This window comes from Pseudomonas sp. AC169, assembly GCF_979258515.1.
On the sequence record NZ_OZ409866.1, the window covers coordinates 468,932 to 492,431 of the forward strand.

23 protein-coding genes are annotated in these 23,500 nt (G+C 58.4%); 7 read left to right on the forward strand and 16 right to left on the reverse strand.

Annotation, left to right across the window (positions count from 1 at the left end; genetic code table 11):
* Positions 1–33 precede the first annotated feature (33 nt).
* The 8 genes from ACZZ0G_RS02060 to ACZZ0G_RS02095 form a co-directional block, all read right to left on the reverse strand.
* A complete protein-coding gene (locus ACZZ0G_RS02060; protein WP_463555130.1) occupies positions 34–1,164 on the reverse strand; it encodes an SGNH/GDSL hydrolase family protein in 1,131 nt (376 codons plus the stop codon).
* 109 nt (positions 1,165–1,273) lie between these two features.
* The gene (locus tag ACZZ0G_RS02065; protein WP_463555131.1) at positions 1,274–2,320 is read right to left on the reverse strand and encodes an acyltransferase family protein; all 1,047 of its coding nucleotides are present in this window, start codon (positions 2,318–2,320) and stop codon (positions 1,274–1,276) included.
* A 12-nt stretch (positions 2,321–2,332) separates the two neighbouring features.
* Complete coding sequence (locus tag ACZZ0G_RS02070; protein ID WP_016986717.1) at positions 2,333–3,436, reverse strand: hypothetical protein; 1,104 nt, start codon at positions 3,434–3,436, stop codon at positions 2,333–2,335.
* Positions 3,427–4,659 (reverse strand): MATE family efflux transporter, encoded by a 1,233-nt coding sequence (locus ACZZ0G_RS02075; protein WP_463555132.1) that lies wholly within the window; start codon positions 4,657–4,659, stop codon positions 3,427–3,429. The genes ACZZ0G_RS02070 and ACZZ0G_RS02075 overlap by 10 nt, the downstream gene beginning before the upstream one ends.
* Positions 4,656–5,768 (reverse strand): polysaccharide pyruvyl transferase family protein, encoded by a 1,113-nt coding sequence (locus ACZZ0G_RS02080; protein WP_463555133.1) that lies wholly within the window; start codon positions 5,766–5,768, stop codon positions 4,656–4,658. The genes ACZZ0G_RS02075 and ACZZ0G_RS02080 overlap by 4 nt, the downstream gene beginning before the upstream one ends.
* A 15-nt stretch (positions 5,769–5,783) precedes the next feature.
* Positions 5,784–6,866 (reverse strand): glycosyltransferase, encoded by a 1,083-nt coding sequence (locus ACZZ0G_RS02085; RefSeq protein ID WP_463555134.1) that lies wholly within the window; start codon positions 6,864–6,866, stop codon positions 5,784–5,786.
* Between the two features lie 40 nt (positions 6,867–6,906).
* The gene (locus tag ACZZ0G_RS02090; RefSeq protein ID WP_463555135.1) at positions 6,907–9,135 is read right to left on the reverse strand and encodes a polysaccharide biosynthesis tyrosine autokinase; all 2,229 of its coding nucleotides are present in this window, start codon (positions 9,133–9,135) and stop codon (positions 6,907–6,909) included.
* Between the two features lie 39 nt (positions 9,136–9,174).
* Positions 9,175–9,615, reverse strand: coding sequence for a low molecular weight protein-tyrosine-phosphatase (locus tag ACZZ0G_RS02095; RefSeq protein WP_463555136.1), 441 nt, complete (start codon positions 9,613–9,615; stop codon positions 9,175–9,177).
* A gap of 293 nt (positions 9,616–9,908) precedes the next feature.
* Between ACZZ0G_RS02095 and ACZZ0G_RS02100 the strand changes: the two genes are divergently transcribed.
* Both ACZZ0G_RS02100 and tal read left to right on the forward strand, forming a co-directional pair.
* A complete protein-coding gene (locus ACZZ0G_RS02100) occupies positions 9,909–10,856 on the forward strand; it encodes a cellulase family glycosylhydrolase (protein ID WP_463555137.1) in 948 nt (315 codons plus the stop codon).
* A gap of 202 nt (positions 10,857–11,058) precedes the next feature.
* The gene (gene tal, locus ACZZ0G_RS02105; RefSeq protein ID WP_038362268.1) at positions 11,059–11,985 is read left to right on the forward strand and encodes a transaldolase; all 927 of its coding nucleotides are present in this window, start codon (positions 11,059–11,061) and stop codon (positions 11,983–11,985) included.
* Positions 11,986–12,187: 202 nt separating this feature from the next.
* Here the strand turns inward: tal and rssC are convergent, their stop codons facing one another.
* Both rssC and rssB read right to left on the reverse strand, forming a co-directional pair.
* Entirely contained in the window at positions 12,188–12,670 is a 483-nt protein-coding gene (gene rssC / locus ACZZ0G_RS02110) for an anti-sigma factor antagonist RssC (RefSeq protein ID WP_003226553.1), read from the reverse strand.
* Positions 12,670–13,851 carry a two-component system response regulator RssB gene (rssB, locus tag ACZZ0G_RS02115; RefSeq protein WP_150694584.1) on the reverse strand — a complete coding sequence of 394 codons (1,182 nt, stop codon included), beginning with the start codon at positions 13,849–13,851 and terminating at the stop codon, positions 12,670–12,672. Before rssB ends, rssC begins: the two co-directional genes overlap by 1 nt.
* A 275-nt stretch (positions 13,852–14,126) precedes the next feature.
* On the opposite strand from rssB, the gene ACZZ0G_RS02120 reads away from it, so the two are divergent.
* Complete coding sequence (locus ACZZ0G_RS02120; RefSeq protein WP_463395446.1) at positions 14,127–14,426, forward strand: PilZ domain-containing protein; 300 nt, start codon at positions 14,127–14,129, stop codon at positions 14,424–14,426.
* 52 nt (positions 14,427–14,478) lie between these two features.
* Here the strand turns inward: ACZZ0G_RS02120 and ACZZ0G_RS02125 are convergent, their stop codons facing one another.
* Positions 14,479–15,168, reverse strand: a complete 690-nt coding sequence (locus ACZZ0G_RS02125) for an MlaA family lipoprotein (protein WP_463555138.1) — start codon at positions 15,166–15,168, stop codon at positions 14,479–14,481.
* 198 nt (positions 15,169–15,366) lie between these two features.
* Here ACZZ0G_RS02125 and ACZZ0G_RS02130 point away from each other — a divergent pair, with 198 nt between their 5' ends.
* Both ACZZ0G_RS02130 and ACZZ0G_RS02135 read left to right on the forward strand, forming a co-directional pair.
* Positions 15,367–15,987, forward strand: coding sequence for an HAD family phosphatase (locus ACZZ0G_RS02130; RefSeq protein WP_463555139.1), 621 nt, complete (start codon positions 15,367–15,369; stop codon positions 15,985–15,987).
* Between the two features lie 108 nt (positions 15,988–16,095).
* Entirely contained in the window at positions 16,096–16,359 is a 264-nt protein-coding gene (locus tag ACZZ0G_RS02135; protein WP_463555140.1) for a DUF4404 family protein, read from the forward strand.
* A gap of 186 nt (positions 16,360–16,545) precedes the next feature.
* On the opposite strand, the gene queF is transcribed toward ACZZ0G_RS02135, so the two are convergent.
* Positions 16,546–17,376, reverse strand: coding sequence for an NADPH-dependent 7-cyano-7-deazaguanine reductase QueF (gene queF / locus ACZZ0G_RS02140; RefSeq protein ID WP_463555141.1), 831 nt, complete (start codon positions 17,374–17,376; stop codon positions 16,546–16,548).
* Between the two features lie 61 nt (positions 17,377–17,437).
* Positions 17,438–17,971, reverse strand: a complete 534-nt coding sequence (copI, locus tag ACZZ0G_RS02145) for a copper-resistant cuproprotein CopI (RefSeq protein ID WP_463555142.1) — start codon at positions 17,969–17,971, stop codon at positions 17,438–17,440.
* Positions 17,972–18,136: 165 nt separating this feature from the next.
* Here copI and ACZZ0G_RS02150 point away from each other — a divergent pair, with 165 nt between their 5' ends.
* Together ACZZ0G_RS02150 and ACZZ0G_RS02155 are read left to right on the forward strand one after the other, a co-directional pair.
* Positions 18,137–18,817, forward strand: coding sequence for a heavy metal response regulator transcription factor (locus ACZZ0G_RS02150; RefSeq protein WP_463555143.1), 681 nt, complete (start codon positions 18,137–18,139; stop codon positions 18,815–18,817).
* Positions 18,817–20,163: a heavy metal sensor histidine kinase gene (locus ACZZ0G_RS02155; RefSeq protein WP_463555144.1), complete on the forward strand. Its 1,347-nt coding sequence runs from the start codon at positions 18,817–18,819 to the stop codon at positions 20,161–20,163. The genes ACZZ0G_RS02150 and ACZZ0G_RS02155 overlap by 1 nt, the downstream gene beginning before the upstream one ends.
* 39 nt (positions 20,164–20,202) lie before the next feature.
* Here ACZZ0G_RS02155 and ACZZ0G_RS02160 read toward each other — a convergent pair whose 3' ends face one another.
* From ACZZ0G_RS02160 to ACZZ0G_RS02170, 3 genes are all read right to left on the reverse strand, one after another.
* Complete coding sequence (locus ACZZ0G_RS02160) at positions 20,203–21,447, reverse strand: lipoprotein-releasing ABC transporter permease subunit (protein ID WP_102902248.1); 1,245 nt, start codon at positions 21,445–21,447, stop codon at positions 20,203–20,205.
* Positions 21,448–21,510: 63 nt separating this feature from the next.
* Positions 21,511–22,209 carry a lipoprotein-releasing ABC transporter ATP-binding protein LolD gene (gene lolD / locus ACZZ0G_RS02165; RefSeq protein ID WP_095121059.1) on the reverse strand — a complete coding sequence of 233 codons (699 nt, stop codon included), beginning with the start codon at positions 22,207–22,209 and terminating at the stop codon, positions 21,511–21,513.
* The gene (locus tag ACZZ0G_RS02170) at positions 22,202–23,452 is read right to left on the reverse strand and encodes a lipoprotein-releasing ABC transporter permease subunit (RefSeq protein WP_034156426.1); all 1,251 of its coding nucleotides are present in this window, start codon (positions 23,450–23,452) and stop codon (positions 22,202–22,204) included. The genes lolD and ACZZ0G_RS02170 overlap by 8 nt, the downstream gene beginning before the upstream one ends.
* Between the last annotated feature and the right edge of the window lie 48 nt (positions 23,453–23,500).

The window sequence follows — 23,500 nt, forward strand, 5'->3', positions numbered from 1 at the left end:
CGTGGGAACGATCACCGCTCTGGGGTTTGCGTGTTATTTAGGGGCGGCATCGCACCGGTCCTTGGCGCCCATGATCCAGCCGTAGAAGTAATCGGCAATCACCTTCCCGCCCGTGGCCGGCACCGGATGAATCTTGTCCGGGCCGATCATCGCCGCCGCGTAGCGTTTAACGTCCGGCCCGAACGCACACTGAAGATTGGCGTACCCCAGATGCTGCTCCCGCGCCCACGGTTCAAGCACCTGTGCGTACGCCGACATCGGATACGCACTGGAGCGCGTGGTGTCCTGACGCATGATCAGGTTGATGCTCGCCTGCGGTTGAATCTCACGCAGCATGCCCACCAGCCCCTGAACGTTCTGCAGGTACTGCGCAGGCTTCACGCCGAAACCCTGATCATTGCCGCCGAGCATGATCAGGTAAACGTCAGCGGGGATTTTCGACACAGCGGCTTTCCACTGCACCTGCCATTGCGGATCCTGGTGATAGAAGTCGGCAGAAGCCGCACCGGATGCCGCCAGTTTCGATACGCGCACGCCATTGTGATCGTTGCTCATCCACACGCCGAACAGCGTCGGTGAGCCCTTTAACACTTCCAGTTTGAATGACCAGTCTTTCGCTGCCGAGAGGCCCGTCAATGGCACTTCCTGAACCCCTGCGCCTGTCAGCGTCATGGGCTGCCAGTCTTCTGAAGGTGACCAGCGATAGCGGATCTCGCTGGATTCGCCATTGCCGAGGTAAAGCAGTTTCGCCTGAGTGACAGCGCTATCGATGCGCGGCGTAGGGCTGGCATCCACTTGCAGCCAGGCACCTGGGCGCCCCGTCACTGTGCGGCTGTCCGGACTCGCCTGCCCCAGGTCTGAAACCTTCCAGTCGCCACCAAAGTACTTGTCACTGCTGCGGGTGTATTTGAAATGCGTGCCGCCCAACGCCGCGCCATGGTTGAAACCGACGTAACCGGGCCCGGCAAACCCCACCTCCCCGGCCACGCGTTGCACCAGTTTGTTCAGGTAGAAATCCTGCCCGGCGCTGTAGCTGTCGCCGATCACCGAAACCGACAAGACCTTGCCGGCCTTGCCTTCACGCCACTGCGAGAAACGCTCGCGCGCATCGCCCACCTGAACCACCGACGCCGCGACGGGTTGAGCGTCATCTACTGCCAACATGCAAAATTTCCTTCAGTCTGGAATGGCCCCTTCGCGAGCAAGCTCGCTCCCACAGTGGATCTCTACAAGTCACACCATCCCTGTGGGAGCGAGCTTGCTCGCGAAGCTCTTAGCTGCTTTGTGGTTGCACCACCGGGGTGCCAGGCACCAAGGGTTTCTTCTTCGCCGCACGCTCCCCAAGGAACAGCACAGAAGTGAAATTGAACCGACTGAAAACCATCGACAACACCACCGGCCCGAGCAAGCCACAACTCAAGCCGCCGAGCACCAGCAAGCTCTCATCCTTCACCCCCAACCGCCCCAGCACAAACCGCGACGTCGCCGCGAACAGCACATGAAACAGGAAAATCGCATAGGAATAGCCACCGAGCCAGGTCAGCGCCTTCGAGCGCACATCACTCGACAGCAGCGCGATGCAGGACACGCAACCCACGGTCAGACCGATCAAACTGCGACGATCAACAATCAACTCACGATCAATCGCCGCCACATACAACAGCGTCAACGAAATCAGCACAAACACCAACGGCCCGATCACTTTGAAGCGTTGCTTCAGCGCGTCGACGTTCTCCTGGCCAATCATCCCCGCCACGAAAAACGGCAACAGGTAAATCGCGCCATTGATCCCGAACGCATCGAACGTGAACGACGGCAGCAGAAACAACACAGCCGCGAACGCAAACAACCCATACAACCGCGTCGCCGAACGCAGCATCCCGCGCCACTCCAACAACCCGACGAACATGAAAATAATGAACACCGCCTGCAGGAACCAGAAGTGGTTGATCGGCACCCAGAACGACAACAACGCGTCGATCACGCCGACATCCTTGTTCACCCCCGGCCCCACCGCTTGCAACACCGAGAACGGCACGCCGACGCAAAACAGCGGCACGATCAAACGCCGTACCTTGCCGCTGAAAAACGCGGAAAAGTCATTGCCACGAATTTTGTAGATGGAATAGATGTACCCGGAGATGAACGTGAACAGCGGCATGCGCACGTACACCATCGAATCGGCGAGCACCCGGAACGGCGAGCCGATATCGATCTTCAACCCGCCACCCAGCGGGCCGATGACGTGATAGAGCACCAGCAGCAGGCACGCCAGGCCGCGCAGGGTTTCAATCTCCAGGGACTTTTTCTTGCTCGACATAAAGCACCTGCCTCAATTCAGAATTCGTGATTCAACCTGCACCGGTTTGTTCGCCCGCAGCATCAAGCCCAGGCCGACAAACAACACCGGCACCACCATCGAGAAGTGCCGGGCGAAGGAGCCAAAGTCCGGCTCGAACAAACCCTGCACCAGCAAAAACGCCAGCGGAATCGCGATCAGTTCCTTGGGTTTGGTCTGGATCGGCGCGCCTTTGTAATCGGTCGAGGTGATGACTTTGAACAGCAGCAACGCGGTCATGATCATCAGTGCGACGAAGATCACCTGACCCGGCCCGGACAGCAGAATCAGCTCCACCGGGAACGACAAGCGAAAGAAGATGATCATCGAGTCCAGCGCCTGCGAAACAAAATCGCTGCCGCTGAGCCACGAGACGATCAAGGATTTGGAGCCCTCCTCGCCCGCCGTGCGCAGTTCGTTGTTACTGGCGCGAATCGATGACACCGGAAAGCCCAGTGCGAGCTGGATCGACATCGCCACCGCCAGATAAAACAAGAACAGCATCAGAAAGAAGGTCGTGCGCGACACGTACTTTTTCATCACGCAGACACCGACCCACGACAGCGAAAACAGAATCCAGTACGGCCGGATGAGCACGCCGTAGATCACTGCCGAGAGGAAAAAGCCGCCGCGATATTTGCGCGTCAGCGAGCTGAGCAAAATGCTCAACACCGCCACCGACACGATGATTTCCTTGGTCAGGTTCTCCAGGAAGAACGAGCGCACGATCCCCCACAGGCACAGCGTGCCGAAGATCGCCAACGGCATGCGCCGAAACACCACCACCGGTATCGCCGTGAGGAAAAAATTGCAGAACATGCCGTAAGCCCAGGCATTGGTCAGGTTGATCCCGGTGGGCCGCAGCAGAAACGCCGAACACTCGTAGGACGAGCGATCCGGCGAGAACGGGTTCCAGAAGTTGCAGTTGTCGGCACGCGCGTAGGACGACCACAGGGTCATCGCATCCGGACCCGGATCACGGGGGATCAGCAGCGGCATGGCCACCGACAGAAACAGCCCGGTGAAGAGGATCAGGAACGACACATACGAATCGAGTCGCTTGCCACGAAACTCGATGCACGGCAGTTTCAGGCCCATGACAACGCAGCCTTTTTCCCAGCCGTCGCACGGGTCAGCACGGCAATCACCACAAGCTGCACGATGATCGCGAAGACGTTGCCCCACGCCGCGCCGTAAATCGAGTAATGCTTGATCAACACATAGCTGACCGGCACCGAAACCAACAGACAGATCGCCGCGCTGGCGAGCGATACGCGACTGTTTTTCGAGGCAATCAAACCGCCCCAGACAATGTCGCCAATCGCGCGCAAGGCGAAGGAAAAAATCAGCACGCCTAGGATCGCATTGTCTGGACGCGGCACGCTGGTGGCGACGTAATCAAGCACCACGTTGAAGAACAGATAAATCGCCACCGCCACCGCCGCCGATACAACGAGCGAGCGCATGACCCACTTGTTGATGAACAGTTGCTTGACCGTGAACGCCTGCTGATCGGCCTGAAAACGCTTGGCCAACAGAGGAATCCCGACCACCGCCACCACCGCGTACGACAACGCCTGCAAGGTGTTCGCCGCGGACCACGCATACACGTATTGACCCAGTTTGGCGTACGGTTCGAGGTCGGCGATCAGGAACCGCTCGGCGTACTGACTCAACGCGATCAACCCGGTGCCGAGGTAAAACGGTAATCCCGCTTTCCACACAGTGGCGGTGGCCAGTGTCCCGGCCTCTCGGCCGTGATGAACGTTCACCACGATCAAGTAACCGGCGATAATCACCAGCACGTTGGCGGCGACCCACAGCCACAACACACTGGCGATGCCCGACACCCAACCGAGCATCATCCCGCCCACAGCCAACACCGCCCACAGGCCGGTCTTGATGAAAAACAGCAATGCGCCCGCTGTGGCTTTCTGCGCGGAAAACACGAACGAGTTGATCTCGAACGACAGGTGTTCGGTAAGCAACACCAGCGTCACACAAAGGATCAGCGCGGCAGTCGCTTCAACGGTCTGGAACAGTGAATAAATCAGCACTGTCACCACCGACAGCAGCAGCCCCACCGCCAGATACAGCAGCAAAACCTTGTCGACCACCCGGCGCGAACTGCCGCCGACGCTGATCAAGCGATTGATCTCGGAACTGAATCCCACACTGTAAAACTTCGAGGCGATCAACGAAGCCGCGACCACCACGCCGTAAAAACCCAACGCCTCATACCCGAGGTAGTGGGTGATCGCCAACACCAGCAAAAACTTCGCGCCTAACGCTCCGCCGCGAAGCAGCAGCCGAAATATCATCGAACGACACCCTTGATGATTTCGTCCATGGCCACGGTTTTCGCTTCGATTTCACGGCAGGTGTCGGTCAGGCGTTTGCCGAAATTCGACAACGCATTCGGCGCGTAAACCGTGTCGATGATGGTGTCGACATTGATGTCTCCACCGTTGATTACCCAGTCCTCGACGCCCATGTCCTGATAGGCGCCAAAGCCTTTGCGCTCGTAGCTGATGTGGTACGCCGGCACGCCGGAGAGCAGCGATTCGATGGCGCCGTGCAAGCGCACGGAAATCACCAGATCCGGTTGATATTTGGCAATCGTCGCCTTCAACGACAACAGGTCTTCGCTGATGCCCAGCTCGCGATAGAACGCCCCGTCATCGTTGCCACGCACCGCGCTCTGTACGGCGCAAACCACTTTGCTTTTGTTCTTCAAACGCTGCAGCAGCACTTTCAGATTGGCCACGTAAGCGATTTTCTTCTCTTTGCTCCACTCCGGCGGCTTGCGCAGTACCACGCAGACCGTGGCCGGCGACGATGCGCAGCGGGTGAATTTTGCTTGCTGAAGGATTTTGCTCGCCAGCGATTGCACCGCCAGATCCGGTGCGCGGTAGACGTTGGCGCAGGCATCAAAAATCGCCGAGGAGCGATTGTCGCGCACGAACACCGCATCGGCGCTGGCGTAATGCTCGACGATCTTGCTGCTCTCGCCATGGAACGGACCGATGCTTTGCGGCAGGTACACCGACGGCACTTTGCTGAGGATGGCGGTTTCCAGTTGTTTGGCGTGGCCGAGTTTCAGCTTGATGTGTTCGAAAGCGCTTTTCGAACGCATGTAACCGCCGCCGACGCCGACGATCAGATCGGTTTTCTTCAACAGATCCGCCAGCCCGGCGTAGGACTGATTGAGGAACACTGCTTGCTTGACCCGGCCCAAGCCCTTGGCCGCCATCACCGGCGCGTCGAAACGCGGGTGCGGCAAGTAGCTGAAAGAATCCGGATCGGAAGCCACCACGCTGATCGCGGTGTCTTCACCAAAGTTGCGCTGCACCAGCGCGATGGCCAGATCGACGAGCAAGCCGTCACCGGAGTTGGACGCACTGTAGCCATGCAAAATCGTTACGTTCATATGCTTGAGTTCTACTTAAAAAGTGGGAGCGCGATACAGGTCGTAGGTCTGGCGAATCATCAACGCGGCGCTGAAACGCTCGCGGACGATGCTCCGACCTTCGTTACCGAGGTCGAGCAGGCGCGGCTTCTGGATGATCGTCAGCACATCCGCCAGCGCCTGGTGATCACCGGACGGGAAGACGTAACCGGAGACTTCATTGGTGACCAGTTCAGGCAGCGACGTGCAATTGCTGGCGATCACCGGCAAACCCATGGCCATGCCTTCCAGCGGCACCATGGCGAAACCTTCCCAGCGACTCGGCACAATCAGCGCATCGGCTTTCTGGTACAGCGCCTGCACTTCGCTCGGCGTGACCCACGGCAGGTACTCGACGCCGTCCATCGGTGGGCACTCGACCGCATCCTCGTTGACGGCACTGCCAACCACCGTCAGCTTCATATCGCTGCGCTGGACTTTGGCGTAGGCCTTGAGCAACACGTCGAAGCCTTTCTGATAGTCGAGGCGACCGACGAACAGCAGATGAATCGGCGCCGGGCTGTCTGCCTTGGGCGCGTCATCCCGGTGATGAATGCCGTTGTAGATCAGCTTCATGCGCTTGCGCTCAATGCCGAAGCGTGCGGCTTGGTCGAGCTCGTACTGGCTGACGCAAATGATCACGTCGGTGACTTTCTGCAGCACCCGCTCGATCCACGCATAGACTTTCTGCTTGGTCGGCGAGCTTTCCATCAGGAACGAAAACGCGTGTGGGCAGTAGACGATTTTCGGCTTGCGCCACGGTCGCAGCAGCACACACACGCAACGACCGATGACCCCGGAAAAGGTGCTGTGCAAATGCACCACATCAGGTTTTTCCTTGAGCATCACCTGGGTCAGACGCCAGGCGAAACGCAGTAGCGACGGCACATTGCGCCCGGTGCGAGGAAAGGTGCGGATCTGCTGCGCGCCGATGCCGTGCAATTCCCTGGCCTGATCCTCCGGCACCAGATACACCAGCTCGTAGTTCGCCGCATCGCCTTCAGGCGAAGCCGAAATCGTACGGATCACCGTCGCGACGCCACCTTTGATCGTCTCTGCCACGTGCAGTATTTTTTTCACAAATCACCCACTTCAAACAGGAAAAAACAGTCGCTGACAGTCAGGATTTGTCGGACGCGTATTCGTAGTTGTAATAGCCGTAGCCGCCGTTGCCGTAGTAGCTGGCCGCACGCTTCTCGACGCCGTTGAACACCGCGCCTTTCAACTCGATGCCGTTCTGCGCGAAGCGGCGAATGGTCAGTTCGATCTCTTTGGCCGGGTTCACCCCGAAGCGCGTAACGATCAGGCTGATCCCGGCTTCACGGCCAACGATGGCCGCATCGGTCACTGCCAGCAGCGGTGGCGTATCGATGATCACCAGGTCGTAGCGTTCGCTCAGTTCCGCCAGCAATTCGCGGAAGTTGGCGTGCATCAACAGCTCGGAAGGATTCGGTGGCACCTGACCGCGACTGATGAAGTGCAGGTTGTCGACTTCGATTTTGTTGATCGCCTGATCGATGCTGCAGCGCTTGACCAGCAGATCGGACAGGCCGTTGGTGATCGGCGTGTTGAGGGTTTTGTGCAGGTGACCTTTGCGCATGTCGGCATCGATCAGCACCACGCGCTGGCCGCTCAGCGCCATGACGGCGGCGAGGTTGGAGGAGACAAAGGTCTTGCCGACCTGCGGGCTCGGCCCGGAAATCATGATGCGGTTGTTGGTCGAATCCAGTCCGGCGAAATGCAGGCAAGTGCGCAGGCTGCGGATCGATTCGATCGACAGATCCGTGGGATTACGCAAAGCCAGCAGGTACGCCGGTTTGTCGACGCCGTCGCGGGCGCGGCCTTTTTTGTTGTCTTCTTCATCCTGCAAGGCGCTGTACGGGATCGATGCGTACACCGGCAAACCGAGTTGTTCGATGGCTTCCGGGCCTTCAAGGCCACGGCTCAAGGATTTGCGCAGCAGCACCAACGCCACACCGACGAAGGCGCCGAGGAAGGTGGCGATGAGCACGATCAGGGCTTTTTTCGGTTTGACCGGACTGGTCAGGTCGACATCGGCGGTGTCGACCAAACGCACGTTACCCACCGCACCGGCGCGGACGATGTCCAACTCCTGGGCCTTGTTCAGCAACTGCGTGTAGATCTGCGAAGCGACTTCGACATCGCGGGTCAGGTTGAGCAGCTCTTGTTGCGTGGCAGGCAGATCGCCGACTTTGCCTTCCAGCGATTTCTGTTGCTGGGTCAGTTCGCCAATCTGGCTCATCAACGCACGATAGGCCGGGTGCTGTCTGGTGAACTTGCGGTCCATCTCCGCCTGCTGCATTTTCAGCTCGGAGATCCGCGTTTCCAGCGCCACCGACTGACCGAGCACCGATTGCGTTTCCAGGGAGATGTTCACGGTCTTGCCGTGGGTCTGGTAGACGTTCAGCGCATCGCTGGCCTTGGCCAGATCGCGTTTGACCTGCGGCAACTGGCTTTGCAGAAAGGCCAGGCTCTGCGCCGCTTCCGCCGAGGTGCGGCGCACGTTCTGGTCGACGTACAGGGCGGCGATCTTGTTGAGAATCTTCACCGCTTCAGCGGCGTCGCTGCTGGCCAGCGCCAGTTTGATAATCCCCGATTCCTTGCCCTGCTCGGAGATATCCAGCGCATCCTGATAACCCTGAATGGTCACGATCCGTGGGTTGCGCACCACTTCGAAACGCGTGCCGGGGTTGGCCTGCAGTTGGGTGATCTGCCCTTCTACGCCGTCCTGCGCGAAGGCTTCGCCGGCGACGCCGTCGACCAGCAGGTTGTCGTTGTCATCTAGCAACTGGAAGTGCTTCTGTTCACCAGCGATCAGGGTGAGTTTCTTGCCCAACAACTCTTTGGGCAGATTGAGCCGGGCAAACTCCAGGCGCTCACCACCCCAGGCGTAGCTGTTCAGGCCGAAACGCGGCGCAGCAACGCTGGTCTCGGTTTCGCCGCGATAACGCCGGGCGAGAAAACCGCCAATCATCGGAAAGGTGTTGGGGGTGACATCGATGTCCAGGCGCAGGTCGTCGACGGTTTTGCCGATCACCGCGCGGGATTTAATGATGCCGATTTCGGTCACCGACGGTGATTGCCCACCGAGCATGCTGTTGAGGTCGGAGAAACCGAGCATGTCGTTCTTTTTCGGTTCGACCTGCACCAGCGCATTCGCCAGGTACACCGGCGTGGCCAACACCGCGTAGGCCACACCGGTGACCATAAAGGCCCCGGTCAGTGCGCCGATCAACCATTTCTGGTCGATCAAACTGCCGAATATACCGAGCAGATCAATACTGTCTTGATCATTGTCGCGGGTGCCGATTACGGACGGTAACTGCATAAGTCTGTTCTTACCATTCATTGATCTGAAGAATATTCATCAACGCGCGAGGCGTTGTGCCCATGAGCTGACAGCATCTTCAATCAATGCATGGGCATGAATAAAAGCGGCCTTGCCTTGACGATACGGATCTTGTATTTCGCGCTCGCTCTGCCACTTGCCGAGCAGAAATACTTTGCCTCTGGCGTGAGAGGCAATCTTCAGCACTTGATTTACATGCTGTTTTTCCATGACCAGAATCAAATCCGATTCATTGACGATGTCGGCCGTGAGTTGCCGTGCCTGGAACATGTCGGCGCTGTGCCCGTGATCTTCGAGGACCTGCCGGGCCGACGCCTCGACACCTTCGCCGACCCGTGCAGCAAGGCCTGCGGACGTCACACTGATGGCCGAGGAGCCCAACGCATTGCGCAATAACAATTCTGCCGTCGGACTTCGGCATATATTGCCCACGCAAACAACAAGGATCTTTCTGAACAAGGTTTTACTTTCCTGTGTAATGTCAAACGGCCAACATCCCGAGAGCATTTGAATGAACCCTCAAGATCTTCCTGCACTCAGAAATAGATTCGCCCTGTTAGTACTGGAGCATTAAGTACCACAGCGTCTAAAAGTCCCCCAACCACAATTAGCGGACTAAAAATAACTGTGATTTTCGCCTGTTTGATTTCCGACAAAAAATAACATTCGCGCACTAAGTGCCATCACTCCACTCGAAAATCGAGAAAGAGATCATTTATTCGCAGTTGTCACTTCTCTTCAGGAGAGCAGACATGAAATCAACACATCTCAAAAAACTCGGCGCGTTGGCACTCGTGATGGCGGCGGCCACAACTCAGGTGCACGCCAGCGAACTGTTTCCCAACCTTCCAGCCAAGAACATTGGTGTTCAGGTGAAGATCCAGAACTTCTCCGCCGCTGACGCCGCGCAGATAAAGTCGGCCGGTTTCGGCTTTGTGCGTCTAGGTGTGTGGAGCGACAGCCTGAGCGCCAAGGCCTACCAGAAACAGGTCAGCGATGCCTTGGCGGCGGCAAAATCCGCCGGGCTGCCGGTGTTGTTGACCGTACGCGCGATCAAACCATTGAATAGCGCTGAACTGACAAGCGCTGGCGAGTCTTTCGCCAATGCCGTGACAACACTGGAAACGTCGTACGGCTCGCAACTGGTCGCCATCGAACTGTGGAATGAACCGGACCTGGAAACCTACTGGCCGACGCGCAATTTCGACACGACGTTCGTGCCATTCATGAGCGCTGTGTGCAAAACGCTGCAGGCGCAACCGCCATCGACGCCGGTGATCGGTTACGGCTTCGCCCGGCCGCCCAGCGCTGGTTCTGCTTCCACCGTGGCGCTGAACCGCATCGTCAGCGAATACCCGAAATGCCTGAGCGCGGTGTCCTATCACCCCTATGGCATGACAGCCACGCAGATCAGCAATGCGCAAAACTTCATCCAGCAGAACTTCCATCTGCCGGGGGTCATCAGTGAATGGGGCATTTCGGCGCTCGGTTCCAATGGCGGGCCTGAAGGTCAAGCGAGCAAGATCAACGCGTTTATCGGCGATGTTAAAAAACTGAAGATCCCGCTGACATCCATCTATGAATGGAAAAACAGTGATTCCGGCAGTAACGATCGCGAGAAGAACTTCGGCCTGCTGACGTCTGACGGTCAGCCGAAACCGGCGCGCATGTCGGTCGAGGCCTTGTTGAACGCCGAGTAACCCCCGCGCAACCGATCTGTACGCAGGTCGGTTGCTTTGAACCTGTTGGCTGTTTTGGCATCGTATTCATCGATACCGCGCCCCGCCTTTCAAACAATCGTTTTCAGGTTGTTGCCGCAGGGGCCATCGATACACGCACCTACCCTTGAGTGGCCGTCAGCGCTCGGGTAATGTCATCAGACCCATAGGACAGAGCACGCCCATGACTTCCAAGCTGGAACAACTCAAACAATTCACCACCGTTGTTGCCGACACCGGCGACTTCGAAGCGATCTCCCGGGTCAAACCGGTCGACGCCACCACCAACCCTTCCCTACTGCTCAAAGCGGCGGCCATTCCGGCCTACGCCGAGCTGCTGAATGCTTGCGTGAGCGATTGCAAGGGCGATGTCGGCCTGGCGAGCGACCGCTTCGGCGTTGCGGTGGGTCAGGAAATTCTCAAAGTCATCCCGGGCCGCATCTCCACCGAAGTGGATGCACGCCTGTCGTTCGACAAAGACGCCGTACTGAAACGCGCGCATCGCTTGATCGAGCTCTACGACAAGGCCGGCATTGGCCGTGATCGCGTACTGATCAAGATCGCTTCGACCTGGGAAGGCATCCGCGCTGCCGAAGTGCTGGAGAAGGAAGGCATCCAGACCAACCTGACCCTGCTGTTCTCCTTTGCTCAGGCCGCCGCTTGCGCTGACGCTGGCGTGTTCCTGATTTCGCCATTCGTGGGCCGCATCTACGATTGGTACAAGAAGGCCAACGGCAACGACTACACCGGCGCTGATGATCCGGGCGTACAGTCGGTGACGCGCATCTACAACTATTACAAGGCCAATGACTACAAGACCGTGGTCATGGGCGCGAGCTTCCGCAACCTCAATCAGATCGAGCAACTGGCCGGCTGCGACCGCCTGACCATCAGCCCGGACCTGATCGACAAGCTGGCGGCCGATACCGGCAAGCTGGAGCGCAAACTGGCCCCCGGCAACGCCGGTGAAGCCCGTCTGAGCCTCAACGAAGCGCAGTTCCGCTGGTTGTCCAACGAAGACGCGATGGCCACCGAGAAACTGGCTGAGGGCATTCGTCAGTTTGCTCGCGACCAGGAGAAGCTTGAGGCGCTGTTGCAGGCCAAGCTGTGATTTGAGTGGGTGAAATGCAAAAAAGGCGAACCCGTTAAGGTTCGCCCTTTTTTATTCAGTCAGCCATGGAAAATGTATCGTCTGATCTGACGCCTTCGCGAGCAAGCTCGCTCCCACAAGGGGATTAATGAACGACGCTGATCCAGTGTGGGAGCGAGCTTGCTCGCGAAGAGGCCGGCCCAGACAACATCACTGCATCAGATCAGTGTCTTTCGAGGGCATTCACCAGGTCATGGAACGCTTCACGATTGGAATCGTTCAGGCCCATGAGGATCTTGTGCGCTTCAAGCACCTTGATCCGCACCACTTCTTCCGACTGGTCCTGATCAGGCAAGTCGTCCAGACACTCCGGACATGGCACCGGGTGGTTGACGATATTGAACACCTGCTCGAACCCCATCGATTGCAACAGACGGGTGATGTCTTCGTGGGTGGTGACGACGGTCGGCAGCAGGCCGACCTTCTGCCGCGACAGGATCGACAGTTTGGCCAACAGGCCCAACGTCGTGCTGTCGATGCTGCGGGTTTCGGTCAAATCGATCACGATCGCGTTGAAATTCAGCGCGGTGAAGATTTTCTCAATAGTCGCATCCAACGCCGAACACAGGGTCAGGCGAACTTCACCGACGAACTTCAGGACGAAGGTGCCGTCCTGCTCGGCGAACTGGATTCTACCGGTACTCATTAAAGATTCCTGCTCAACACCAACAGGGCGATATCATCCGGCATCTCCCCTAGCGTGGCCAATCCAAAAACTTGCCGCAGACCATCCAGGCTGCCGCCCGCCGACTTCACCCGTTGAGGCAAAGCGGCTTCTTTTTCTTTGAGCGTAGGTTCTGGCAAAAGATCCAGAATGCCATCGGACATCAGCGTCAGGCTGAACGTCGGTGGCAGCTCAAGCACGTGATCTTCGTAGGTGGCTTCATTGAAAAGCCCCACCGGCAGACCACGCCCTTCGAGATATCGAACACTGTCAGGCGTGTACAACACAGGCAACGGCAGATGGCCGCCGATGCTATAGGTCAACAAACCGGTCTCCTCGTCGATGACTCCACCGACCATTGTGACGTGTTTACCCAGCTTACAACTGATCAGCCCCCGGTTGATATGACCAAGGACTTCCGAAGGCTTGAATTCCGGCAATGTGCCGTTGCGCTTGGATTCAAACAGCAAGCGCGTGGTCATGAACTTCAGCAGCACGGTAACGAACGCTGAAGAGGCGCCATGACCGGAGACGTCCGCCAGGTAAAAAGCGACCCGGCGATCATCGACACGGAAATAGTCGACAAAATCACCCGACAGGTACAACGACGGGATGATCTGGTGCGCAAACTTGAACTCGTCGATGCTCCACGGGCTTTCCGGCAGCATGTTCATCTGCACCTGGCGACCAGCGTTCTGGTCTTCCTGGAGCAGATTCAGGCTGGCCTCAAGCTCGCGGTTGGCCTTTTCCAGCTTCTCGCGGTAGCGCTGGTTTTCCACCAGCAGACGCGCACGATCCAGGGCCCGACGCACCGAGTGCTCGAGCACCGCCAGATCTTCGAGAGGCTTGATCAGGTAGTCCGCCGCGCCCAGGCGCAGGGCCTCGACCGCGTCGTTCATCACGCCGGCACCCGACACCACGATGACTGGCGTCTGCGGCGACCGCTCGGTGACCTGACGGATCAGTTCGAGACCGCCCATCTGCGGCATGCGCAGATCGCAGATGACCAGGTCGGGCGTGTCTTGCTCGAATACCTGAAGACCCTGTTGGCCGTTGCTGGCCTGCAGGACGCTGAAACCACTGTCTTCCAAATAGGCCGCGAGGCTCGCGCGCACTACTTCGTCATCATCGATTATCAGCAGCGTGGCACTGGTTTTTGGCATGTGGGCAAACGGCGCCAGAATTAGGTTGGCGTAGTTGGCGAGGCATTTGGCCCTGCGCAGACTACTGGATTCGCTTTCTAGCCTCTCTACTGCACCGCTTTCGAGCATTGGCTGCAAACACGGTTACACCAGAGGTGCCCTTCTAAGGCGCAGACGGTACTCCCATCCGCAGAGCGTTTCAAGCATGCGCCGATGGTCGCTTGACGACTTTACTTGTCAAATCACCGAGAGTTATAAGAACAGCTCAAACCGTAACCCAATGGAAGGACGAACCTATGAGTCAAACCAGTCGGGACTACAGCGAAAAGCGCGATTTCATCCGCATGCGGGTCGATGCCGATGTCGTGTTGATTCATGAAGGCGATCAGATTTCAGGGGTGTGCATCGACCTCTCCAGCAGCGGCATGCAGGTCGAAGCGCCGCGCCAGTTCGCGGTCGGCGACCGTTTGAGCGTACGCATCGACTCCGATCACGCCGCACTCAGCGGCCTTGAGGCAGAGACCGAAGTGGTCTGGGTCAGGGCACAGGACAACGGCGGTCAGAAGCTCGGCCTGACCATCCTGGAGATGAAATAGCTACACACAAAAAAGGCGACCCTTAGGTCGCCTTTCTGTTTACCGGTCGAAATTAAAAATCGTCTTCGACCTGGCCATCCTTCACTTTGAACTCGCGGTTCTGCAGGTAGGCATTGCGGATGAAGGTGTACTTGTCGCCGCTGATCAGCTTCTCGCTCGACAGCAGGCTGGCGCGGGTGTCGACGATGTTCAGACCGAAGATCGAGTTGCGCGTAGGCACGTGGTCGATGTAGCGGTACATACCAGTGTAGCTGTCGACATACTTGGAAGGCGCGTCACGCAGGGTGCTTGGGCCCATCAGCGGCAGCATCACGTACGGACCGCTGCCTACGCCCCAGTAACCGAGGGTCTGGCCGAAATCTTCGTCGCTGCGGTTCAGGCCCATTTTGGTGCCGACATCGAAGAAACCGAGCAGACCGAAAGTGGTGTTGAAGATCAGGCGGGCAGTGTCGACGCCAGCAGCAGCCGGTTTGGCTTGCAGGATGTTGTTGGCAAGGTTCGTGACATCACCAACGTTGCGGAACATGTTGTGGATGCCGTCTTCAAGAAACTGCGGCGTAATGAACTCATAGCCCTGGGCCAATGGCTTCAGCGCGTAAGTGTCAACGAAGTCGTTGAACTGGAAAATCGGGCGGTTGACGCTTTCCCAAGGGTCTTCTTCCGTTGCCGCCTGAGTGGCGAACGGCGCCAGCATCAAGCCGGCACATACACTTAGCTGAGCGAGCGGATAGCTCCAGCGCATAGAAAAACTCCTTGGATGTGTACTGTCGCGGACATCGGGGCCCGGGCATTAAGGCCGCTAGTATAAGCGCAAAAGCCCGTTTGAGCAGTCGGCCAATTGTGCAAAGTTGTAGGACGCCTCCCACGCCGTGTTTCACATAGCCGTCACGCAACTGTCACCTGAAATGACTAGCCTTATCGCTATTTCAGGGACGTTGCCATGACCCACGCTGAAACCTTGCCCGTCAACGCGCCCAGCCTGACCGCCGTATTGTTTGGACTCAGCGGTTGTCTGGTGGATTTCGGTGCTCGCGCCCGCCAACTGACGAACGCCTTGCCCGAACATGCCGAGGCCACACCGGGCGCGCTCGACAGTCTCCACAGTTTGCAGCGTCAGCAGATTCCCTGCGCCTGGCTGGATGACCTATCCCCTGCCCTCGCCCAATCGTTGTCGGCCTCACTGCCGGCGTCGATCCAACCGACGCAATATTCGGCAACAATCAATCCATGGCCGGCGCCGAATGCCTGCTGGCAGGCCTTGATGGACTTGAACGTCGCCAGTCTGGACGGCTGCGTACTGGTCAGCGGAGAGCCGCGCCTGTTGCAGGCCGGCCTGAATGCCGGGCTGTGGACCATCGGCCTCGCTTCCTGTGGCTCATTGTGCGGCCTGGCGCCGGGCGAATGGCAAGCGCTGAGTCAGAAAGAACGCGAACAACTGCGTGGCAAGGCGACGATGCAGTTATTCGGCCTCGGCGTGCATTCGGTGATCGATCATCTGGGCGAACTCGACACTTGTCTCGCCGACATCAGCCTGCGCCGCCTCAAAGGCGAAAAGCCCTGATCGGGATCATGCAGGTTTGCCGGGAGTGGATTAATCTAAAGGTCAGCCATAGACCTTTGGCGCGCGGCTGCGGTCAATGCCAGTGCCTATTGATAAAAGGAAACCACCATGCCCGCCCAAGAACTGCAAAAACAGCTCGATACCCTGCGCGAGCAGCTGGATCAGAATCCGCCACTGTCGGAAGCCGAGCGTGAGGATTTGCATGCGCTGATGGCGCAGATTGAATCGGAAATCCAACTGGAAGCGGCGACTCAAGACGCCAGCATCGTCGATGGTGTGAATCTGGCGGTCGATCGCTTCGAACTTGAACACCCGGCCATTGCCGGCACCCTGCGCAATATCGTCAATGCGCTGGGGAGCATGGGGATCTGATTCCCCGCCAGACAAAAAAGCCCTGCCAGCGATGGCAGGGCTTTTTCATTTCCGGACTTGAAACACAGTCCCTGTGGGAGCGAGCTTGCTCGCGAAGGCGTCGTGTCAGTCGACATCATCCTTGAATGACACACCGTATTCGCGAGCAAGCTCGCTCCCACATTGGATATCGCACATTCCGGATCGTTATTGACGCACCAACCGATGGTTCGGCAGTTGCACGCTTTCGGTGCTGCGATACGGGTTGATATCCAGACCGCCACGACGCACGTAACGTGCAAACACCGTCAGTTTCTCTGGTTTCAACAAGCGCTGCAGATCAAGGAAAATCCGCTCCACACACTGCTCATGGAAGTCCGAATGCTGGCGGAAGCTAACGATGTATTCCAGCAAGCTCGCATGATCCAGCGCCGAACCACGATATTCCACCACCACCGTGCCCCAGTCCGGCTGGCTGGTCACCGGGCAGTTGGATTTGAGCAGATGGCTGTAAACCGTCTCCTCGACGATGCGTGATTCATCGCAACGCAGCAGTTCCGGACGTGGATGCTCGTAGTTGCTGACGCTGATATCCACATCATCGATGCACACGCCCGGCAAAGCCACAACGCCTTCCGCCTCAACATCCTTCAGGCTACGCACGCGCACGCCAACCGGTTTGCCGGCGGCGGCCGACAAATCCTTGATCAGGGTCGCTTCCAAGGACGCCACGTCGGCAAACGCCGTCTGGTTCAACGAATTCAAATACAGCTTGAACGACTTCGATTCGATGATGTTCGGCGAATCCGCCGGGATGCTGAACTCGCCGATCGCCACCACCGGCTTGCCCGACGGCAGCAGCCACGACAACTCGAAGCAGTTCCAGAAATCCACACCTTTATACGGCAGGGTTTCGGCGGTCAGGCCCAGCTCGGCCCATTTCGCGGTTCGCGGAATCGGGAACAGCAGGGACGGCGTGTACGTGGCGATGTATTCGCTGGATTTGCCCAGCGGCGAGTGTTCGGCTGCGGGATGCATGGCGGAAACCTGACTGAAGAATCAGCGGATTCTACCAGCCTTTGCCCGCGCCTTTGAGTGCTTACTGACTGACAGTCAGTTTGCCGACCATGCCCGCCTGATAATGCCCGGGAATATTGCAGGCAAATTCCAGGCTGGTGGCCTTGCTGAAGGTCCAGGTCAGCTCGGCGGTTTTACCTGGCTCGACCAGCACGCTGTTCGGATCGTCATGCTTCATGCCATGGCCCATCGCTGCGTGATCCATGCCGGCCATATCGTGGGACATTTCCTTCATGCTGGTAGGCGTCAGCATGCCGCTTTGCTGCATCTGCAACATTTCCTGCTGGTGTTTGGCGTGCATCGCCGCGTCACCGAGGTTGAATTCGTGCAACAACTGGCCTTTATTCACCAGCACAAAACGAACGGTCTCACCAGCCTTGATCTGAATGGCCTTCGGGTCGAACGACATGTCGTTCAGCACCACCTCAATGCTGCGCGTGGCTTTGGCGGCGGGCGCTGGCTGGCCAAAGTCGTAAGTGTGGGCTGGCGCGGCCCACACCGGCGAACTCAGCGCCAACAGACAGACAGTCAACGTCAGGGATTGGCGTAAAAACATGGTCGTTCTCCAACAAGATAAGGTTCAGCCTGTGGGAAACTCTAGCTGGCCTGCGCTGGCATCTACCTGACAGGCAGATTACAACTTTGTCAGGTTGGCGTTTGCCTCCTGCGCTCACGGTATAAAGCCTGTGTATCTACACCCCCGAACAAACCCGAGTCGCCCATGAAACTGTTGATTGTTGAAGACCAAGCAAAAACCGGCCAATACTTGCGCCAGGGCCTGACCGAGGCCGGGTTCAACACGGAACTGGTGGCCGACGGCAACAGCGGTCAGCAACTGGCGTTGAGCGGTGATTATGCGCTGCTGATTCTCGACGTGATGCTGCCGGGTCGCAGTGGCTGGCAGATTCTGCAAGCCGTGCGCAACGCAGGGCTGGATACGCCGGTACTTTTTCTCACGGCCAAAGACGCGGTAGAGGACAGAGTGCATGGCCTCGAACTGGGCGCCGACGACTATCTGGTCAAGCCTTTCGCTTTCGCCGAACTGCTCGCGCGGGTGCGCAGCCTGTTGCGTCGCGGTAGCGCCACACCACAGGAAACCAGCCTGCAACTGGCCGATTTGCGTCTGGATCTGATTCGCCGTCGGGTCGAACGCAGTAGTCAGCGCATCGACCTGACCGCCAAGGAATTCGCGCTGCTGGAAATGCTTCTGCGTCGCCAAGGCGAAGTGCTGCCGAAATCGCTGATCGCCTCACAAGTCTGGGACATGAATTTCGACAGCGACACCAATGTCATCGAAGTGGCGATCCGCCGTTTGCGCCTGAAGATCGACGATGAGTTCCCCAACAAACTGATCCACACCGTGCGCGGCATGGGTTACGTGCTCGAAGAGCGTGGCGCCTGATGCGTCGTTTGTCCCTGAGTTCGCGGCTGGCCTTGTTGTTTGCCGCCTGCACCGCTGTGGTTTCGCTATTCGCCGGGGTGTTGTTCAACCGCGCCAGCGAGGCGCATTTCATCGAGCTCGACCAGCAACAACTGGACGCCAAGCTGATCGGCCTGCGCCGCGCCTTGCAGGATCTTCAACCCGCTCAACGTGAAGCACGGCTGGCGGATGAACTGAGCCGTCAGGCGGATCTGTCGCTGCGCATCACTGGCGGCGACGGCCAGCGCTGGTACGACAGCTCGAAGCAAATACCCAAGGATTTGCCGTCGCAACCCGGCCTGTCGACCATAAGCCATGACGTCACGGATTACCGCGTGCTCAACGCCCTGCTCTACCCGGACAAACCCGATTCTGCGCAACTGACCTTGCTGCTGGACATCACCCATCACCAGCACTTCCTGCAACGCATGCAGCATCTGATCTGGCTGACCGTCGGCCTCTCGGCACTGGCTACTGCACTGCTTGGCGCCTGGGCCGCGCGCAGCGGTTTGCGCCCGTTACGCCGCATGAGCGCGGTCGCGCGTGGGATTTCCGCACAATCGCTGAATGCCCGACTGCCTGAAGCGCAAATGCCGCCCGAGCTTGCGGAAATGGCCCACAGCTTCAACGCCATGCTCGCACGCCTCGACGACTCGTTTCAGCGGCTCTCGGCGTTTTCCGCCGACATCGCCCATGAACTACGCACGCCATTGTCGAACCTGCTGACCCACACTCAGGTCACCCTCACCCGCCCTCGGCCGATCGAGGATTACCGCGAAGCGCTGCACAGCAACCTCGAAGAACTGCAATGGATGGCGCAACTGGTCAACGACATGTTGTATCTGGCCAAGGCAGATCACGGTTTGCTGATGCCCAAGCGTGAACCGCTGGCGTTGGCGGATGAGGCGGATGTATTGCTGGAGTTTTTTGCACCGCTGGCGGAAGACGCCGGGATCAGGCTGTCGCGCGAAGGTCATGCGCGAATCGAAGGTGACCGCAGTATGTTGCGGCGAGCCTTGTCGAACTTACTGGATAACGCTCTGCGGTTTACCCCGACTGAGGGCGCGGTGAATGTGCGAATCGTTGATGTATCGAACGCTGTGCGGGTTTCAGTCGAAAACAGTGGTGAGGGGATTTCTGCGGAGTTGTTGCCACGGCTGTTTGACCGTTTTTATCGAGCGGATCCGGCGCGGCAGGAAGGCAGCAGTGAGCATGCGGGATTGGGGTTGGCGATTACTCAATCCATCGCCCGGGCCCATGGTGGGCAGATTCATTGCGAATCCGAAGCGGGATGGACGCGGTTTGTGATTGAGTTGCCTCGAACCTGATCGTTCCCACGCTCTGCGTGGGAACGAGCATGGAGTCGCTTAAGAATATCTCAGGGCGTGAGCCGGCTCGATCTTCGCCGCCCGCCACGCCGGATATACCGTCGCCAGGAAGCTCAGAATAAAGCCCGCCGAGCAAATCAACAGCACATCCCCACCCTGCAATTCCGACGGCAGATTGCTGACGAAATACACATCAGAACTGAAGATATGCTGCCCGCTGACTCGCTCGATCCAGCCCACGATCTGACTGACATTCAGCGCGGCGATCACGCCCAACACGCCGCCAATGATCGTACCGACAATCCCGATCACCGTGCCCTGCACCATGAAGATCGCCATGATCTGCCGTGGCGTGGCGCCGATGGTACGCAGAATCGCGATGTCCGCGCCCTTGTCGTTCACCACCATGATCAGCGTTGCGATGATGTTGAACGCCGCCACCGCGACGATCATCAGCAACAGCAGACCGATCATGGTTTTTTCCATTTTCATCGCGCTGAACAGGCTGCCCTGGGTGTGGGTCCAGTCATCAGCCTTGAACTCGGCGCCCAACCCGGCAGCGATGTCCGAGGAGACTTTCGGCGCGGCGTACAGGTCTTTGACCGCCAGACGCACACTTTGCACCTGATTCGGCTCCCAGTGCTGCATGGTCGCGGCGTCAGCGACGTGGATCAGGCCCATCGAGCCGTCCAGTTCAGCGCCGACCTTGAACACGCCGACCACGTTCAGGCGCTGCATGCGCGGGGTGATGCCACCCGGTGCTGTGCTGACTTCCGGCACGATCAGGGTGATCTTGTCGCCAACATTGAGACGGAAACGCCGAGCCGTGATCTCACCGATCACCACACCGAACTCGCCCGGTTTCAACGCGTCGAGACGGCCCTGCACGATGTGCTGGGCAACGATGGAGACCTTGCCTTCCTGCGCCGGATCGACGCCGCTGATCTGGATCGGCTGCATCAAGCCTTTATAGGACAACATGCCTTCCATCTCAGTGAACGGCACGGCGGCGGTCACTTCAGGATTCTTCATCGCGGCGGCAGCCACAGGCTGCCAGTCATCAATCGGCTTGACGCCAACGATGGTCGCGTGCGGCACCATGCCGAGGATGCGCGAGCTCATTTCGCGCTGGAAGCCGTTCATTACCGACAACACCACGATCATCGCCAGCACGCCGAGGGCGAGGCCGATCATCGAGGTCATCGAAATGAACGAAACGAAGCGATTGCGGCGCTTGGCGCGGGTATAGCGCGTGCCGATAAAGATCGATAACGGTCTGAACATTCGCTGGGGCACCGTATAAAAATAAAAGACCCGACGCCTTTGCAGGCGCCGGGTTTCAGCCAATCAGATAGGCGTGAGGCAACCTTCTTGCAGGTGCAGTACGCGATCCATCTGGCGGGCCAGGTTCATGTCGTGGGTCACCACCAGAAACGCCGTGCGCATCGAGGTGCTGAGTTCCAGCATCAAATCCTGAATGCCTTGCGCGGTGTGCGAGTCGAGGTTGCCGGTTGGCTCGTCGAGCATGACCAAGCCAGGCTTGTTCACCAGCGCACGGGCGATGGCCACACGTTGACGCTCACCACCGGACAGTTCCGACGGTTTGTGCTCCAGACGATGGCCGAGGCCGACCCGTTCCAGCAAAGCGGTCGCACGCTGACGCGCTTCCGGGATCGGCGTCTTACCGATCAACAGCGGCATGCAGACGTTTTCCAGCGCAGTGAATTCCGGCAGCAAGTGGTGGAACTGGTAAACGAAACCGAGCGCACGGTTACGCAGCAGGCCACGCTTCTTCTCGCTCAGCGCCGACAGTTCTTCACCGTCGAGCCAGACGCTGCCCTTGGTTGGCGTGTCCAGACCACCGAGCAGGTTGAGCAAAGTACTTTTGCCCGAACCCGAGGTGCCGACAATTGCCACACGCTCGCCCGGGTGCAACTCCAGTTGCAGGCCGGCCAGTACTTCTACCGATTCCGGGCCTTCTTCATAGGATTTGCCCAAGTTGCGGCAGCTCAGGATTGCTTGTTCACTCATGCCCGACTCACTCATAACGTAGCGCCTCCGCCGGCTGGGTGCGCGCGGCACGCCAGGCGGGATACAGGGTGGCGAGGAAACTCAGAACCAACGCCGCCGCGCAGACCATGACCACGTCCTGGCTCTGCACCTGCGACGGAAGATAATCAATGAAATACACGTCAGCATTAAGGAATTTGTGGCCGATCAGGCCTTCCAGTGCCGAGATCGCTGCGCTGACATTAAGCGCCGCGAAAATGCCGACCACCGCGCCAATCGCTGTGCCAACCACACCGATCACCGTGCCTTGCACCATGAACGTGCGCATGATCGTGCCCGGCGTCGCGCCCAACGTACGCAGAATGGCGATGTCGCCCTTCTTGTCGTTCACCACCATCACCAGCGTGGAGATGATGTTGAACGCTGCGACGGCGACGATCAGCAACAACAGCAAGCCGATCATGGCTTTTTCCATGCGGATCGCCTGATACAGATTGCCGTGGGTACGGGTCCAGTCGCGGGCGTAGTAATGGTCTTCGCCAAGTTGCTGGGCGATGTTCCATGCCACGCGCGGCGCCTGGAACAGGTCGTCGAACTTCAGGCGAATGCCCTGCACCTGATCAGGCTTCCAGCGGTGCATCTTCGCCAGATCCTGCAGGTTGGTGACGCCCAGATAACCATCGAGTTCACCGGCGCCGACATGGAAAATGCCGACCACGGTGAAGCGCTTCATGCGCGGGAACATCCCGGCGGGGGTCACGCTGACCTCTGGTGCGACGAAGGTGACTTTGTCACCGATGCCCACGCCGAGCTTGGTCGCGGCCTTGTCGCCGATGACGATGCCAAAGCTGCCCGGCGTCAAATCGTCGAGTTTGCCCTGCTTCATGAAGTTGTCGATGATCGACACATTGCGCTCGAGCGCAGGGTCGATGGCGTTGAGCAACACCTTGGACACCTGACCGTTATTGGTCAGCAGGCCCTGCATCTGCGTAAACGGCGCAACCGCCGTCACCTGCGGGTTCTGCTTGACCTGGGTCGCCAGGCTTTGCCAATCGTTGATCGGCTCAGTGGATTCGATGGTCGCGTGGGGCACCATGCCCAGCACGCGGGTGCGCATCTCATGATCGAAGCCATTCATCACCGACAGCACGACGATCATCACGACCACGCCAAGGGCGAGCCCGATCATCGAAGTCAGGGAAATGAATGACACAAAATGATTGCGACGCTTTGCACGGGTATAACGCGTGCCGATAAATACGAAGAGAGGTCTGAACATGTCGGGGCTTGTTCGGAGGGAAAAGGAACGTCCTTGTGGCGGGGGTCG